The organism is Mesorhizobium sp. B2-4-19 (assembly GCF_006441315.1).
Lineage (GTDB): Bacteria > Pseudomonadota > Alphaproteobacteria > Rhizobiales > Rhizobiaceae > Mesorhizobium.
Genome location: NZ_VFUV01000021.1, coordinates 105,311 through 119,013 on the forward strand (window position 1 = coordinate 105,311; position 13,703 = coordinate 119,013).

General features: G+C 61.0%; 19 protein-coding genes and 3 tRNA genes. 14 read left to right on the forward strand and 8 right to left on the reverse strand.

Annotation, left to right across the window (positions count from 1 at the left end; all coding sequences use genetic code 11):
* Positions 1-240 precede the first annotated feature (240 nt).
* Positions 241-945, forward strand: coding sequence for an SOS response-associated peptidase (locus FJ546_RS27360; protein ID WP_140892151.1), 705 nt, complete (start codon positions 241-243; stop codon positions 943-945).
* Here FJ546_RS27360 and FJ546_RS27365 read toward each other — a convergent pair.
* Positions 942-1,346: a hypothetical protein gene (locus FJ546_RS27365; RefSeq protein WP_140892152.1), complete on the reverse strand. Its 405-nt coding sequence runs from the start codon at positions 1,344-1,346 to the stop codon at positions 942-944. The two genes, FJ546_RS27360 and FJ546_RS27365, sit on opposite strands and share 4 nt — an antisense overlap.
* A gap of 21 nt (positions 1,347-1,367) precedes the next feature.
* Between FJ546_RS27365 and FJ546_RS27370 the strand changes: the two genes are divergently transcribed.
* Both FJ546_RS27370 and FJ546_RS31360 read left to right on the forward strand, forming a co-directional pair.
* Positions 1,368-1,553, forward strand: a complete 186-nt coding sequence (locus FJ546_RS27370; RefSeq protein WP_140892153.1) for a hypothetical protein — start codon at positions 1,368-1,370, stop codon at positions 1,551-1,553.
* Positions 1,550-1,726, forward strand: a complete 177-nt coding sequence (locus FJ546_RS31360) for a hypothetical protein (RefSeq protein ID WP_181168106.1) — start codon at positions 1,550-1,552, stop codon at positions 1,724-1,726. Before FJ546_RS27370 ends, FJ546_RS31360 begins: the two co-directional genes overlap by 4 nt.
* Before the next feature lie 357 nt (positions 1,727-2,083).
* On the opposite strand, the gene FJ546_RS27375 is transcribed toward FJ546_RS31360, so the two are convergent.
* Positions 2,084-2,761 (reverse strand): hypothetical protein, encoded by a 678-nt coding sequence (locus tag FJ546_RS27375; protein ID WP_140892154.1) that lies wholly within the window; start codon positions 2,759-2,761, stop codon positions 2,084-2,086.
* A 29-nt stretch (positions 2,762-2,790) separates the two neighbouring features.
* Positions 2,791-2,866: transfer RNA gene (locus FJ546_RS27380), tRNA-Thr, on the reverse strand.
* A gap of 280 nt (positions 2,867-3,146) precedes the next feature.
* Between FJ546_RS27380 and FJ546_RS27385 the strand changes: the two genes are divergently transcribed.
* The 3 genes from FJ546_RS27385 to FJ546_RS27395 all read left to right on the forward strand — a co-directional run bounded on the left by FJ546_RS27385 (position 3,147) and on the right by FJ546_RS27395 (position 4,188).
* On the forward strand, positions 3,147-3,314 hold the full coding sequence (locus FJ546_RS27385; RefSeq protein ID WP_140892155.1) for a hypothetical protein: 168 nt from the start codon (positions 3,147-3,149) through the stop codon (positions 3,312-3,314).
* Between the two features lie 185 nt (positions 3,315-3,499).
* Positions 3,500-3,697: a hypothetical protein gene (locus FJ546_RS27390; protein WP_140892156.1), complete on the forward strand. Its 198-nt coding sequence runs from the start codon at positions 3,500-3,502 to the stop codon at positions 3,695-3,697.
* Between the two features lie 185 nt (positions 3,698-3,882).
* On the forward strand, positions 3,883-4,188 hold the full coding sequence (locus FJ546_RS27395) for a BA14K family protein (RefSeq protein ID WP_140892157.1): 306 nt from the start codon (positions 3,883-3,885) through the stop codon (positions 4,186-4,188).
* 63 nt (positions 4,189-4,251) lie between these two features.
* Here the strand turns inward: FJ546_RS27395 and FJ546_RS27400 are convergent, their stop codons facing one another.
* The gene (locus FJ546_RS27400; RefSeq protein ID WP_181168107.1) at positions 4,252-4,680 is read right to left on the reverse strand and encodes a hypothetical protein; all 429 of its coding nucleotides are present in this window, start codon (positions 4,678-4,680) and stop codon (positions 4,252-4,254) included.
* Between the two features lie 135 nt (positions 4,681-4,815).
* Positions 4,816-5,637, reverse strand: coding sequence for an HTH-type transcriptional regulator BhcR (gene bhcR / locus FJ546_RS27405; RefSeq protein ID WP_140892159.1), 822 nt, complete (start codon positions 5,635-5,637; stop codon positions 4,816-4,818).
* Between the two features lie 212 nt (positions 5,638-5,849).
* Between bhcR and gcl the strand changes: the two genes are divergently transcribed.
* The 3 genes from gcl to FJ546_RS27420 all read left to right on the forward strand — a co-directional run bounded on the left by gcl (position 5,850) and on the right by FJ546_RS27420 (position 9,468).
* Complete coding sequence (gene gcl, locus FJ546_RS27410) at positions 5,850-7,631, forward strand: glyoxylate carboligase (RefSeq protein WP_140892160.1); 1,782 nt, start codon at positions 5,850-5,852, stop codon at positions 7,629-7,631.
* A gap of 17 nt (positions 7,632-7,648) precedes the next feature.
* Positions 7,649-8,446 (forward strand): 2-oxo-tetronate isomerase, encoded by a 798-nt coding sequence (gene otnI, locus FJ546_RS27415; RefSeq protein WP_140892161.1) that lies wholly within the window; start codon positions 7,649-7,651, stop codon positions 8,444-8,446.
* Positions 8,447-8,550: 104 nt separating this feature from the next.
* Positions 8,551-9,468, forward strand: a complete 918-nt coding sequence (locus FJ546_RS27420; protein WP_140892162.1) for a 2-hydroxy-3-oxopropionate reductase — start codon at positions 8,551-8,553, stop codon at positions 9,466-9,468.
* A gap of 108 nt (positions 9,469-9,576) precedes the next feature.
* On the opposite strand, the gene FJ546_RS27425 is transcribed toward FJ546_RS27420, so the two are convergent.
* Positions 9,577-10,425, reverse strand: coding sequence for an RNA methyltransferase (locus tag FJ546_RS27425; RefSeq protein WP_140892163.1), 849 nt, complete (start codon positions 10,423-10,425; stop codon positions 9,577-9,579).
* A gap of 202 nt (positions 10,426-10,627) precedes the next feature.
* Here FJ546_RS27425 and FJ546_RS27430 point away from each other — a divergent pair.
* Both FJ546_RS27430 and FJ546_RS27435 read left to right on the forward strand, forming a co-directional pair.
* Positions 10,628-10,712 (forward strand) — tRNA-Tyr (locus FJ546_RS27430).
* A gap of 90 nt (positions 10,713-10,802) precedes the next feature.
* A tRNA-Gly gene (locus tag FJ546_RS27435) sits at positions 10,803-10,876 on the forward strand.
* Positions 10,877-10,956: 80 nt separating this feature from the next.
* Here FJ546_RS27435 and FJ546_RS27440 read toward each other — a convergent pair.
* Complete coding sequence (locus FJ546_RS27440) at positions 10,957-11,406, reverse strand: YidB family protein (RefSeq protein ID WP_140892164.1); 450 nt, start codon at positions 11,404-11,406, stop codon at positions 10,957-10,959.
* Between the two features lie 130 nt (positions 11,407-11,536).
* Here FJ546_RS27440 and FJ546_RS27445 point away from each other — a divergent pair, with 130 nt between their 5' ends.
* Positions 11,537-11,794 (forward strand): GlsB/YeaQ/YmgE family stress response membrane protein, encoded by a 258-nt coding sequence (locus tag FJ546_RS27445; protein WP_140892165.1) that lies wholly within the window; start codon positions 11,537-11,539, stop codon positions 11,792-11,794.
* Between the two features lie 215 nt (positions 11,795-12,009).
* Here FJ546_RS27445 and FJ546_RS27450 read toward each other — a convergent pair whose 3' ends face one another.
* Positions 12,010-12,897 carry a DMT family transporter gene (locus tag FJ546_RS27450; protein WP_140892166.1) on the reverse strand — a complete coding sequence of 296 codons (888 nt, stop codon included), beginning with the start codon at positions 12,895-12,897 and terminating at the stop codon, positions 12,010-12,012.
* 22 nt (positions 12,898-12,919) lie between these two features.
* Here FJ546_RS27450 and FJ546_RS31365 point away from each other — a divergent pair, with 22 nt between their 5' ends.
* Together FJ546_RS31365 and FJ546_RS27455 are read left to right on the forward strand one after the other, a co-directional pair.
* Positions 12,920-13,090 (forward strand): hypothetical protein, encoded by a 171-nt coding sequence (locus tag FJ546_RS31365; RefSeq protein ID WP_181168108.1) that lies wholly within the window; start codon positions 12,920-12,922, stop codon positions 13,088-13,090.
* A gap of 101 nt (positions 13,091-13,191) precedes the next feature.
* A partial coding sequence (locus FJ546_RS27455) for a GTP-binding protein (RefSeq protein ID WP_140892167.1) occupies positions 13,192-13,703 on the forward strand: 512 nt, incomplete at its 3' end.

The window sequence follows — 13,703 nt, forward strand, 5'->3', positions numbered from 1 at the left end:
ACAAGCGCCTGTCCACGCCAAGTTGCACGGCGAAGACGAAATGGTGATGGGGCAAATCCAATGACCATTTCCAGAGCATCGGTCATTCAAACAGACGCCAGCGCGGCCAAGCCGACGACAAACCGTAGCGAATTCAACGATTCGATGGTGTCGGCACCGCAAGCGGGGCGGACAGGGGAAGCGGTGGGGTAAATTCTCCGCCACTGGCGAACCGCGTTTAGTTGATGCACATTCGAAGGTATGTGCAATCTTTACAACATCACCACCAGCCAAGACGCCATCCGCGAGTGGACGCGCACGTTGCGGGATATCATGGGCAACCTTGAACCGTCCGTTGATGTTTATCCCAACATGCCGGGGCCGGTCGTGCGCAACGCCGCAGACGGCCAGCGCGAGCTAGCCAAGCTGCTTTGGGGAATGCCCACGCCGATAGAACGAGTAAAGGGCAAAGCCGACTATGGCACCGCCAACATTCGCAACCCGCAATATGCGCATTGGCAGCAATACGTTGGCATTGAAAATCGGTGCGTCGTGCCGGTAACGAGCTTTGCAGAGCCTAGTCCAACCCCGAACGACAAAGACCCCGAGACGGGCATTCAGCGCAACTATTGGTTTGCCCGCAGCGAAGATCGGCCGTTGTTCTTTTTCGCCGGCTTTTGGACCCACTGGCACGGCGTTCGCCGGGTCAAAGACGGACCGGGCGACTTTGACCTTTACGGCTTCATGACGACCAAACCTAACGCCCTCATTGCGCCGATCCATGAAAAGGCTATGCCGGTGATCCTGACCACTTTGGAGGACGTCAATGCCTGGCTAACCGCACCATGGTCCGAAGCGCGGCATATGCAGCGGCCGGCGCCAGACGACGCCGTGGTGATTGTCGAGAAGCCGGCCACACAGATTAAGTTCCCGCAACAGCCGCCCGCCCAAGGATCGCTGTTCTAGTCTTCGCGCCAGACCGGGCTTTTCCGAACCTGTATCTTGACCAGCCGTCGCACGGTCATCCGCTCGCGCTCAGCCGCAACGGGCACGATGACATCGCATTCAATGTTGTCCTTTCGACCGCACCGCTCGCACTTCATCGCGCGGCAGAGGCAGTTCACATCGACATCGCCAAAGAGCTTCATGAGGTCGGCGGGATCGTAATAGCGGCGGCCGTAACGATCATGGCAATACCCGCAATCTACCCATACCAACTGCCCGTGTTGAACGGCGGAACTAAGGAACCAGATGGTTGTGCGGCGCTTGGGCGGTTGCTCGGGCATGGCGATGAAATAGGAACCTATTCCTTGCCAAGTCAATTCGATCTTGACAATTTTGTTCCGTTTTTGTTCACTGACCGGCATAGACCACTAGGAGACAATGAAATGGACCACATTGTCAGGCTCGACAGCCGCCAAGAGGCTGCACTTCAAGCCACGGCCGATAAATTCATTGCCCTTCACAAAGGCGACCCCGTGAAGGCGCTAAAGGAAATGATCGTGCTCAATGGGCACCTTCAACAGCGGCTCGATGCGCTGTCCGGATCAAGGCAAAAATCAGTGCACGGATGAGCGACGAAATCAAATTGCTGCAACCAGAATATGCAACGCCGCCCAGCATACAGCATCATTTTTGCGAACATCTGCGCTGCGGTAAGGATGCCGGATGGGGCTTTGCTAAACCAAAGCAATCGCCGCATTGGTTCTGTTTCGAACACCGTGCTGAGGGCGAGAAATACCTTTGACGGAGCGCTGGGAATGACACGCATCGCTTTTGCAAAGGCGAGGGCGAATCAGCCGGTGCCGTGCTATAATGTCGATTTGCTCGCAACGGAGAGCCGAAATGGGAGCGTCAAAAAGGCTGCTGGAGGGCGGGTCTGCCGCTCATGCTTGGAAAACAAAGGCCAGGATCAAGGGATGGGTCTGCATCCGGTGCGGCAACTATCCCGAATACGATGAGCGAATTGAGTTCTTTGAAAGCGATCTCTGCGGGTTCTGTACGTCGCAAACCCAAAATAGCTTGGACGATTAGCACGAACTGCGACACGGGCCGGTTAGGAAATTCACAAATTGCTGAGGTAGTGCGCCATCCTCGCCAAGGGTCATTGCAGCCGGTCCATCGCCTCCGAAATCCAACTGCGGACGAGCCGGCATGCTTCTTCAATATGCATCGGCCGCTTAGGCATATCGTATTTTCCCTGTCGATGACGAAACATGGCATTTGCGGTCTGAGTGAAATTTTTGGTGGGATGGCCTCCCAAGAGTTCGGCGTCGCGCAAGCACTCGAAGGCTTTGTAGAGATCGAACCAATCTGGGTCCGATCCGCAATAAAGCAATGCGTTTGAGATGGCTTCGTGAGCTAAAGCGACTTTAATCCGCTTCTGGGCAGTTGACGGCTCTGGCGGCCGCTCAATTAGCTTTCCAGAGGAATCGAACACTTGGAGCCTGGGCGACCCCATACCGAACCGGAAATGGATAGATTGCGGTTCCAGATGGACGGTACACCGCAGGCGACCTTCACGTTGCTCGCAGGTTCCATCTACAGTGACCTCTGATAACCCAATCATGGCTACAACGACGCTGTTCATCTGCCTTACGAGAATTTTTGCGGCCTCATAGGTGTCCCGAGAATCCGCAATGCTGGAAAGGCTATTTGCCTTCAATAGCAACAGCTCTCGTCCATCTTGTTTCACCAATTCGACAAAGGGATCAAATGGCGGCTTAAATAGCTCCAACCACGTCCTTTTGTCTGTATCTGTCGTTTTGAGATAAGGCCACATGACGGCTGTTCCCCTATGAGCCGCGAGTGTGGTGCCGCCTGAGGGACTCGAACCCCCGACCAATAGTTTACAAAACTACTGCTCTACCATCTGAGCTAAGGCGGCACATTTACCCGTACGTATACCCCTGAAACCCGGCTTTGGAAAACATCCTGGCTTTCCAACGCCTTAGCTGATTGACCCAGCGAATTACAAAACCGCTGCTCTACCAGCTGAGCTACAAGGGCACGGCGCTCCGGTAGCATATTTCGTGCGCCAGTAAAGACAAAACTCCGTTTTCGGCTACCCCGGCGGTGGATGACGCCGCCGCCGGCCCAATGCTGCAATCCACGAGCGCGCTTCCTACATATGAACGAGGTGCAATCGCTTCGGACTGGAGTGTCGCATGATCAGACTTGTCATCATTCTCCCCCTCGTTGTCATCGCCTGGATGCTGCTGGTCAAGCTCATCAGCGACGTCAGGAAGGCCAATGTCGACTGGACCGGCGTGACCACGATCATCGGATTCATCGCGCTCGCCTTCTGGCTTCGGCATGTCACGGGGATGGGGTGAGGGAATTGGCAGTAGGCAGTAGGGAATTGCATCGTTCGTATCTGCTTGGTGCCATTTCACTACTGCCTACTGCCTACTGCCTACGTTCCGAAGAAATCTCCTCGACATTTCGAACCTTTTGACAGGCCGCGCCGACTGATCTCCAGAGGCGAATGGTCGCCTCGTCAAGGATCCAGGAGATCATCATGTTCAAGCGCATGCTCACTTCCGCTCTCGTAGCCGTTTTCGTTGCCACGGGCGCGCTTGCCGCCACGGTTCAGACGTCGTCGGCTCACGGCATGCATCATCACCATCATTACTACGACGACGACTATGGCGACTACTGGTGGCACCACCACCATCACCGGCATCATCACCATGGCCGGGTGGTTATCATCCTTTGATGCCAAGGCCCGTTGCGTTCGAAGGGCGGCCTCGGCCGCCCTTTTGCATCCGGGAGCCCACGGGCAGGGACCCGGCAGCATCTCCGCAAAAAAATCAAAAAAGCCTCGAACCTTTTCCTGCGCGGCAGCGACAGATGATCAAGAGGCGGATGGATCGCCTCGGTCAACGAAGCAAGGAGATCATCATGTTCAAGCGCACACTCGTTTCCGGCCTCATCGCAACCACCGTCGCCGCCACCACGCTGGTCGGCACCGTTCAGCCTTCGGCGGCTCATTCGCATCACCACGACCTCGGCATCGGCATTGCCGCCGGGGTCGGCGGGTTCGTCCTTGGCAGCCTGCTTGCCCAGCAGCCCCCGCGCACCGTCTATGTCGACGAAGACGGAGGTTCCTGGCATGTGCGTCGCTGCTTCGATCGCTACTCCAGCTACGATCCGGACTCCGACACTTATGTCGGCTACGACGGCTACAGCCACTATTGCCGGCTCTGAGAGGAGGATTATCAACAGAAAAAAGGGGCTCGCGCGAGCCCCTTTTCGTTGTCTCACAAATACTTACAGCTGCGTGTTCGCGGGATCAGAAACCGGCAATCCGGCCGCGCTGCAGGTGCTGTCGGCGAGGCGCCTTGTTTCCGAAGCGCCGCCCATGGCGACAAGCTCGAAGCTGCTTGCCGAATCCGGGTAGATCCTGGCGATGAAGGCTTGGTCGACGCCAGACCCGCCGGCCGCAGTCTTGCCGCTGACGAAGCCGCAGACCACGATCTCCTTACGGCCGTTCACTGTCCGCTCGCCGGCAAGCGTCCTTCCGAGCCTGGCGGAAGCTGGATCCGGCAAGCGCTGTCGAATGCCGGTGATGACGATCTCCTCGAGCGCGAGCGAGAACGGAATGGGATCGACACGCTGGTCGCTGGCACCGGGTCGAGGTGTCGTCGCAACGCATCCGCATAGCGAAGCGACAAGCAGAAGCTGAACTATTTTCCTCATCCGCGCCCTTTCGCATGCATTCGAACGCCACGGCAAGACGGAGCCCATGCCGCCGGCGCTTGGGGTGTCGGCACGGCCATGCTGCTCGATTTCTTCGATATTGCGACCAGGAGCGCGCTGCCCGGGGCAGGCTGATCAGCCGGCTTGCGCGCCGCCGATCATCCGGGTCACCTCGGCCGCGGCACTGCGCACCATCGGCCCGATCTCGGCCAGCCGCTCCGGCGTCACCCGCACGGTCGGCCCCGATACGGAAACGCCGCCGATCGGCTCGCCGAATTCGTTGAAGATGGCGGCCGCCACGCAGCGCATGCCGGGGTGCCGCTCTTCGTCGTCGACCGACCAGCCGCGCTGCTTGATGACGGCCAGATCGTGGGCGAGGGCAGGGATATCGGACAATGTCTTGTCGGTGAAGCGCTGCAGGCCGGCCTTGCGCAGAATGGTGCCGACGCGCTCCGGCTCGAGATGCGCCAGCACCGCCTTGCCTATGCCGGAGGCGTGAAAGGGGCTGCGCGTGCCCGGGCGGAAGAAGGCGCGGATCGCCTGGTGCGTCTCGACCTGGCTGACGAACACCACGCAATCATCCTCGGCGACGCCGAGATTGGCGGTCTCGCCGGTTCTCTCCATCAGCTCCTGCATGACGATGCGGGCGCGGTCGACCAGCTTGCGGCGGCGCAGGAAGGCCGCGCCCATGCGGTAGGTCTCGACGCCGATCGACCACAACTGGTCTGATGTGTCGAACTCGACCATGCCGTGGTTTTCAAGTGTCGTCAGCATGCGATAGGCGGTGGAGGCGGCAAGGCCGCTTTGTGCCGATATCTCGCTCAGCGACAGGCCGCTGCCCTCGGCAACAATGGCCAGTATGCGCAAGGCCCGGTCCAGCGACTGCACAGAACTGGTTTCGGCAGGTCCGTTGAAAGCGCGCGGTCGGCCGCGCTGGCGTTTTTCGGTGGTTTCCATCGCACCAGTTTCGCCGATTACTCCAAACATACAATGAAAAAGTTTTTCACTGTAGCGAGACCGCCAATTCCTGGAAAACAGAAAATCCAATAAAATCAGCGAGCAGTCGCCGTTTTCTAGAAATGAAAAAATATTCTGAAAAAATTGAGAAATAGCCGGCTTGCTGACATTCTCGGCCATCAACAATGACAACCCAAGTGGAGGCCCGGAAAATGGCCAGGATGCGCGCTGTCGATGCGGCGGTTCTCGTTCTCGAAAAGGAAGGCATCTCCTGCGCCTTCGGCGTGCCGGGCGCGGCGATCAATCCGCTCTATTCGGCACTGAAGGCGAGGGGCACCATCCGCCATGTCCTTGCCCGCCACGTCGAGGGCGCCTCCCACATGGCGGAAGGCTTCACCCGCGCCAAGGCGGGCAATATCGGGCTCTGCATCGGCACCTCCGGGCCGGCCGGCACCGACATGATCACCGGTCTTTACTCGGCCGCCGCCGATTCCATTCCGATCCTGTGCATCACCGGCCAGGCGCCGCGTGCGCGGCTCAACAAGGAGGATTTTCAGGCCGTCGACATCGCCGCCATCGCCGCACCGGTCGCCAAATGGGCGGTCACCGTCATGGAGCCCTATCTCGTGCCGATGGCGCTGCAGAAGGCGTTTCATCTCATGCGCTCGTCGCGGCCCGGTCCGGTGCTGATCGACCTGCCGGTCGACGTGCAGCTGGCCGAGATCGAGTTCGACATCGATGCCTATGAGCCGCTGGCGCCGTTCAAGCCGGCGATGACGCGCGTCCAGGCCGAAAAGGCGCTGGCGATGCTCAATGCGGCGGAAAAGCCGCTGATCGTCGCCGGCGGCGGCATCATCAATGCCGATGCATCCGACCTGCTGATCGAATTCGCGGAAATATCAGGCGTGCCGGTCATCCCGACGCTGATGGGCTGGGGCGCGATCCCCGACGACCACCGGCTGATGGCCGGCATGTGCGGGCTGCAGACCTCGCATCGCTACGGCAATGCCACGATGCTGGAAGCCGATTTCGTCTTCGGCATCGGCAACCGCTGGGCCAACCGTCACACCGGTTCTGTGGACGTCTACACCAAGGGCAAGAAGTTCATCCATGTCGACATCGAGCCCACGCAGATCGGCCGTGTCTTCGCGCCGGATCTCGGCGTCGTATCGGATGCGGGTGCGGCGCTGAAGATGCTGCTCGACGTCGCCACCGAGTGGAAGACGGCGGGCAAGATGCGCGACTGGTCGGGCTGGGCCAAGGAATGCCAGGCCCGCAAGAAGACGATGAAGCGCAAGACGCATTTCGACCAGGTGCCGCTGAAGCCGCAGCGCGTCTATGAGGAGATGAACAAGGCGTTCGGCCGCGACGTTACCTATGTCACCACGATCGGCCTGTCGCAGATCGCCGGCGCGCAGTTCCTGCACGTCTACAAGCCGCGCAACTGGATCAATTGCGGCCAAGCCGGGCCGCTCGGCTGGACGCTGCCGGCAGCCCTTGGCGTGCGCGCCGCCGATCCCGACCGCACCATCGTGGCGCTGTCGGGCGACTATGATTTCCAGTTCATGATCGAGGAACTGGCGGTCGGCGCGCAGCACAAGCTGCCCTACATCCATGTCGTCGTGAACAACGCCTATCTCGGCCTGATCCGCCAGGCCCAACGTGGCTTCTCCATGGATTATGAGGTCAGCCTCGCCTTCGAGAACATCAACCGATCGGGCGATCCCGAGGCCGGCTACGGCGTCGACCATGTCGCCGTAGCCGAAGCGATGGGCTGCAAGGCGGTCCGGGTGCGCAAGCCCGAGGAGTTCGCCGGCGCCTTCAAGCAGGCGCAACGGCTGATGAAGGAGCACCGGGTTCCGGTCGTGCTCGAATTTATCCTGGAGCGCGTCACCAACATCTCGATGGGCACCGAGATCGACAAGATCACCGAATTCGAGGAACTTGCCGAACATCAGGAAGACGCGCCGACCGCGATCGTGATGCTCGACTGATGAGAAGGACAAAAAGAATGCCGCGTTTTTCCGCCAATCTGTCGATGCTCTTTGGCGAGCACGATTTCCTCGACCGTTTTGACGCAGCCGCCCGCGCCGGCTTCAAGGGCGTCGAATATATTGGTCCTTATGACCATGCGCCGGAGGTGGTGGCCGCCAGGCTGAAGAAGAATGGCCTGACACAGGTGCTGTTCAACCTGCCGGCCGGCGACTGGGGCAAGGGCGAACGCGGCATCGCCGTGCTGCCGGACCGCGTGCCGGAATTCCGCCAGGGCATCGCCAAGGCGATCACCTACGCACAGGCGCTCGGCTGCGCGCAGGTCAATTGCCTGGCCGGCATCGCGCCAGCGGGCGTCGACCGCAAGGTGCTCGAGGATGTTTTCGTCGAAAACCTCGCCTTCGCGGCGGAGAAGCTGGAACAGGCCGGCATCCGGCTGCTGATCGAGCCGATCAACACGCGCGACATTCCAGGCTTCTTCCTCAATTACTCCGACCAGGCGCTGGCGCTGATCGACCGCGTGGGCTCGAAAAACCTGTTCCTGCAATACGACATCTACCACATGCAGATCATGGAGGGGGATCTCGCCCGTAAAATCGAGGCCAACCTCGGCCGCATCGCGCATATCCAGCTTGCGGACAATCCCGGCCGTCACGAGCCGGGGACGGGCGAGATCAACTATCCCTTCCTCTACGACCACATCGACCGCATCGGCTATTCCGGCTGGATCGGTGCGGAATACAAGCCGAAGGCCGGCACCGAGGCAGGGCTGGGCTGGTTCAGGGACCTGGCCGGGCAGGGCAGCGCGGCTGCCTAAGAGCCGGTGCTGAAGTTGCCAATCTCCCCCCTCGTAGGGGAGGTGGCCGGCAGGCCAGAGGGGGGCGCGAAGGAACGCGGCCTAACAAAAGACGGAGAACCACAATGGAAACCATAGGCTTCATCGGCCTCGGCATCATGGGCGCGCCGATGGCGGGGCATCTGCTCGATGCTGGCTACAAGGTCATCACCAGCGACCATCGCTCAAAGCCGCCGGCGGATCTCGTCGCCAAGGGCCTGAAAACAGTCTCCGGCCACGCCGCCGTCGCCAAGGCGGCGGGGATCGTCATCACCATGGTGCCTGATACCCCGCAGGTCGCAGACGTGCTGTTCGGCGACAATGGCGCTGCGTCCGGCCTGACCAAAGGCAAACTGGTCATCGACATGAGCTCGATCTCGCCGATCGAGACCAAGGTGTTCGCCGGCAAGATCAACGAACTCGGCTGCGACTATCTCGACGCGCCGGTTTCGGGCGGCGAGGTCGGCGCCAAGGCGGCGTCGTTGACCATCATGGTCGGCGGCGAGGAAAAGCCCTTCGAGCGCGCAAAACCCGTCTTCGAAAAGATGGGCAAGAACATCACTCTGGTCGGCCCTAACGGCGTCGGCCAGACCACCAAAGTGGCAAATCAGATCGTCGTCGCGTTGACCATTGAAGCCGTCGCCGAAGCGCTTGTTTTTGCTTCAAAAGCCGGCGCTGATCCGGCCAAGGTCAGGCAGGCGCTCATGGGCGGGCTGGCGGCCTCGCGCATCCTCGAAGTGCATGGCGAGCGCATGGTCAAACGCGCCTTCGCGCCGGGTTTTCGCATCGAACTGCACCAGAAGGATCTCAACCTGGCACTGGAGGGCGCCAAGGCGCTCGGCGTGGCGCTGCCCAACACCTCGGCCACCCAGCAACTGTTCAACTCGTGCGCCGCCAATGGCGGCGCGAAGGAGGATCACTCGGCGCTGGTCAGGGCGCTGGAGCGGATGGCCAATTTCGAGGTCGGTGGCGAAGCGACCGAAGTGAAAGGCAAAGCGGCATAGGTCGGGAGAGGGCGGCGCGAGGTTCCCAAGCCGCCACCTCTTGTCCTGTCAGAGAACGGGTTCCTGCGTCTTTCGCCGGAACCTGTTTCTCGTTGCGAGACAGGCGGCTCAGCCGCGCTTCAAGAACGCCCGTGCGGCATAAAGGCTGATCGCCGCGGCATTCGACACATTGAGCGAGCGGATGGCGCCGGGCATGTCGAGCCGCGCCAGCGTCGTCACTGTCTCGCGCGTCTTCTGGCGCAGGCCCTTGCCTTCGGCGCCGAGCACCAGCGCGATCCTGTCGCCGGCAAAGCTCGTCTCGAGTTCCGCCGGCCCGTCCGAGTCAAGCCCGATGGTCTGGAAGCCGGCTTCGTGCAACTGCCCGAGCGCGTCGGCCAGGTTCTTCACCTCGATCTGGTCGATATGCTCCAGCGCGCCGGAGGCGGACTTTGCCAGCACGCCCGATTCCTGCGGGCTGTGGCGCGCGGTGGTGATCAGCGCGCCGGCGCCGAAAGCGACCGCCGAGCGCAGGATGGCGCCGACATTGTGCGGATCGGTGACCTGGTCGAGCACCAGCACCAGTCTCGTGTCGCCGAGCGCGTCGAGGCGCTTCGGCTTCAGCGGCTCCGCCTCGATCAGCACGCCCTGGTGCACGGCGTCCGACCCGGTGATCTTGTCGATGTCCCTGGGCTCGACCAACTCCGCCTTGAAGGGCAGGGCGGCGAGATCTTCTATCTCCAGGCGCTCGGCCGCGTTGCGGGTCACCAGCATTTTGCGAATCTTGCGGCGCGGATTGTCGAGCGCTGCCCGCACCGTGTGAAGGCCATAGAGTCGCACCAGGCCGTCAGCGGCGTTCTCGCCGGGCGGCACGGGCTGGCGCGGCCGGAATGCCGGCGCGCCGCCGCTCTTCTCGTCGCGGTGCGCGCGGCGCAGCTTGGCGTAATGGGTGTCTTTGGGGGTATTGGTCTTGTTGCTCATGGCCGGCTTCTATAGCTGTCTCCACCGGCCAAGCATATGGCCCGTCGCCGCAGCCGGCGAACAACATCGAAAAACCCTTCCTGCGCGGTTGACACCCACTGGCCTTGCCGCCATAAGGCGCTTCGCTGATTTCGGAGAAGATATCCAACTCGGGCTCCGGGATCGGCAAGAATGCCTCGTTGCATGGCTCCGGCGGCAGACTGGAGAGGTGCCCGAGTGGTTAAAGGGGACGGACTGTAAATCCGTTGGCTTAGCCTACGTTGGTTCGAATCCAACCCTCTCCACCACTGCCGGCCCGGAAGCCCTGAAACGAGAAAAGCATCGGGCCGAAAAGTGCATGGCGCTTTTCGGGTAAATCCGATACTTCAGTGCAAGGCGCGGGTATAGCTCAGTGGTAGAGCAGCAGCCTTCCAAGCTGAATATGCGGGTTCGATTCCCGCTACCCGCTCCAGACTCTCATCCACATCTCCGGTAAGCCGAAACGCTGCGCGACAACGCGCGCAGCGCTTCAGGGCATCGGTGTGTGCCGCGTCAGCTGTTGAACGCAGACGCCACCTGGTGCTGTTGCGGCACCTGGCCGTTCGGCGTCAGCTTGTCGACGACGCCGGGCAAGGCCGTTGACAGTTGCTTGAGCAATTCCTGCTCATCCATTCCGGCGCGCTGCGCGATCTCGCGGATCACCTGCGGCCCGAGTGCCGAGCCGAGATCGTTGGCGTTGATCGACTGGTTCTGCCCGGTGCCGACCCAGGAGTCGGCGACATTGCCGTGGCCGGCGTTCTTGAGCTTGTCGAGCAGGCCGCCCAGTCCGCCGAGCAGGCCGCCATCACCGGGGTTGGCTTCGGTCGGAGCGGAGGCTTGAGGCTGAACCGGCTGCTCGGTGCCCTTGCCGCTCAGCATCTTTCCGACCAGCAGCGCGCCGAGCGCGATCATCAGTGGTTTGGTAATGTTGCCGCCGGGTACGGCGTTGTCAAAAAGTCCCATCGTGGATCCTCCATCTAGCCAAACCCGGCCCGTCTTCAACAATGGGTTATTCGGGCGGAATTTCAAGCTGGCTTGAGCTTTTGACAATCATATGAAAATGTTCCGTTGGCGGGAGGATGGAGAGGAAAAAATGGGTATCATCAGCTGGATCATTCTCGGCGTCATTGCCGGCTTCATAGGCAGCAAGATCGTCAACAAGAGCGGTCAGGGCATCATACTCGATATCGTGCTCGGCATCGTCGGCGCCATTGTCGGTGGCCTGATCTTCAGCGCTTTCGGCGCGTCGGGCGTGACCGGGCTCAACATCTACAGCCTGATTGTCGCCGTGGTGGGCGCGGTGGTCGTCTTGTGGGCCTACCACCAGTTCAGTGGAAACCGGGCTCTCTAAAACGTAAAAACAAATCGTTAGAGGGGTTCAGCGTTCTATCAAACGCTGAACCGCCCTGCGATCCCGGCAGGCAGATCCGTCGAAAGAGCTACCCGCTTCGGGCTGGCAGCACCGGGATCCCGATGCATGTCGCCCGAAAGTGACGTCGGTTGTGGGCGAACGACATTCATAACAAAGACCTGAAGCGCGTCGCATCCGTTTCGACGCGGCGCGCTTTAGGCGACGACAGTCAGCCGGCGCTTGCGCTGGTCCAACGAGACGATGGTCAGGCCGCTGGCCATCACCAGCAGGATGCCGCAGACCGCCAGCGCGTTGGGGAACTGGCCGAACACCAGCAGGCCCGAAATGACGGCCCAGACGGTAAAGCAGTAATAGAACGGCGCCACCGCGCTGGTCGGCCCGACGCGATAGGCCATGAAGATGAAGAAATGGCCGAAGATCAGGAAAAGACCGGCGCCGGCCAGCAGCAGCAGATGGCGAGCTTCGGGCATCACCCAGCGCTCGGACGCCAGATGCGCCGCGCCCGCGCCGATCAGCACCACCACCACGGCGGAAATCGCCACGATCATCCCCGGCACCTCCGTCGGCACATGCCTGCCGGCGAGGTCGCGCGCGGCTGCCAGTGCGGCGTTGCCGAGCGCCAGCAGCGCATAGACCGAAATGCCTTGCATGGTCGGCTGCGCCACCATCAGCGCGCCGATGAAGCCGAGCCCGATCAGCGCCATGCGCTGGCCGCCGATGCGCTCGCCAAACAGGATCGACGAGCCGACCAGCATCAGCAGCGGCGTGATTTGTCCCAGCGCCGTGGAATCCGCGATCTGCATGTTGGCGAGCGCCACGACGTAGCAAAGGATCGCCGCCAGCTCGAGCAGGTTCCTGCGCAGCACGCGCCTGTCGAAGATCAACGGGATCTGTTTGCCGTAGCCCAGCAGGAACAACAGCGGGAAGCCCCAGAGCGTCGCGGCGGCACCACGCAGGAACAGCACCTCATAGGACGGCAACCCCGCGGTCGCGAGTTTCATCATCGTATCGTTGACCAGGTACGACCCGGTCGAGATGATCATGAACAGCGGGCCGCGGATTGAGGCAGGGATGAATTGCATGGGGTCAGGAGATCAGACCTCGATGGCCGCCGCAATGGGCCATCAACTGGCCGTGATCGAGACAGGAATTGGCCGGCAAGAACATGGGATGCAGGCCTCGATCGATCGGCATGTCACCCATTCCATTTCCCCCATCGCCTTCCTATATCAGCGCCATATCCCCGCAATCGGATCCCAGGTTCGGACTGAGTGAGACGACACCCGGCCAAAAGACGCTTGTGTTTTTTGGCCTTTGTCGCTAATCGCCCCGCATTCGACTGAACTGAAGGTCAAGGCCGTCCAAGGAAAGAGACTATGGCAAAAGGTAAATTCGAGCGCACTAAGCCTCATGTGAACATCGGCACGATTGGTCACGTTGACCATGGCAAGACGTCGCTGACGGCGGCGATCACGAAGTATTTTGGCGAGTACAAGCGCTACGACCAGATCGATGCGGCGCCGGAAGAGAAGGCGCGCGGCATCACCATCTCGACGGCTCACGTTGAATACGAGACGGCCAACCGCCACTACGCTCACGTCGACTGCCCCGGCCACGCCGACTATGTGAAGAACATGATCACCGGTGCCGCGCAGATGGACGGCGCGATCCTGGTGGTGTCGGCCGCCGACGGCCCGATGCCGCAGACCCGCGAGCACATCCTGCTTGCCCGTCAGGTCGGCGTGCCGTCGATCGTGGTGTTCTTGAACAAGGTCGACCAGGTCGACGACGCCGAGCTTTTGGAACTGGTCGAGCTCGAGGTTCGCGAGCTTCTGTCGAAGAACGAATTCCCCGGCGACGACATTCCGATCGTCAAGGGTTCGGCGCT

Coding starts and splice junctions, on each gene's coding strand:
- FJ546_RS27360 (WP_140892151.1), top strand. CDS start 241: ATGTGCAATCTTTACAACATCACCACCAGCCAAGACGCCATCCGCGAG.
- FJ546_RS27365 (WP_140892152.1), bottom strand. CDS start 1,346: ATGCCGGTCAGTGAACAAAAACGGAACAAAATTGTCAAGATCGAATTG.
- FJ546_RS27370 (WP_140892153.1), top strand. CDS start 1,368: ATGGACCACATTGTCAGGCTCGACAGCCGCCAAGAGGCTGCACTTCAA.
- FJ546_RS31360 (WP_181168106.1), top strand. CDS start 1,550: ATGAGCGACGAAATCAAATTGCTGCAACCAGAATATGCAACGCCGCCC.
- FJ546_RS27375 (WP_140892154.1), bottom strand. CDS start 2,761: ATGTGGCCTTATCTCAAAACGACAGATACAGACAAAAGGACGTGGTTG.
- FJ546_RS27385 (WP_140892155.1), top strand. CDS start 3,147: ATGATCAGACTTGTCATCATTCTCCCCCTCGTTGTCATCGCCTGGATG.
- FJ546_RS27390 (WP_140892156.1), top strand. CDS start 3,500: ATGTTCAAGCGCATGCTCACTTCCGCTCTCGTAGCCGTTTTCGTTGCC.
- FJ546_RS27395 (WP_140892157.1), top strand. CDS start 3,883: ATGTTCAAGCGCACACTCGTTTCCGGCCTCATCGCAACCACCGTCGCC.
- FJ546_RS27400 (WP_181168107.1), bottom strand. CDS start 4,680: ATGAGGAAAATAGTTCAGCTTCTGCTTGTCGCTTCGCTATGCGGATGC.
- bhcR (WP_140892159.1), bottom strand. CDS start 5,637: ATGGAAACCACCGAAAAACGCCAGCGCGGCCGACCGCGCGCTTTCAAC.
- gcl (WP_140892160.1), top strand. CDS start 5,850: ATGGCCAGGATGCGCGCTGTCGATGCGGCGGTTCTCGTTCTCGAAAAG.
- otnI (WP_140892161.1), top strand. CDS start 7,649: ATGCCGCGTTTTTCCGCCAATCTGTCGATGCTCTTTGGCGAGCACGAT.
- FJ546_RS27420 (WP_140892162.1), top strand. CDS start 8,551: ATGGAAACCATAGGCTTCATCGGCCTCGGCATCATGGGCGCGCCGATG.
- FJ546_RS27425 (WP_140892163.1), bottom strand. CDS start 10,425: ATGAGCAACAAGACCAATACCCCCAAAGACACCCATTACGCCAAGCTG.
- FJ546_RS27440 (WP_140892164.1), bottom strand. CDS start 11,406: ATGGGACTTTTTGACAACGCCGTACCCGGCGGCAACATTACCAAACCA.
- FJ546_RS27445 (WP_140892165.1), top strand. CDS start 11,537: ATGGGTATCATCAGCTGGATCATTCTCGGCGTCATTGCCGGCTTCATA.
- FJ546_RS27450 (WP_140892166.1), bottom strand. CDS start 12,897: ATGCAATTCATCCCTGCCTCAATCCGCGGCCCGCTGTTCATGATCATC.
- FJ546_RS31365 (WP_181168108.1), top strand. CDS start 12,920: ATGGCCGCCGCAATGGGCCATCAACTGGCCGTGATCGAGACAGGAATT.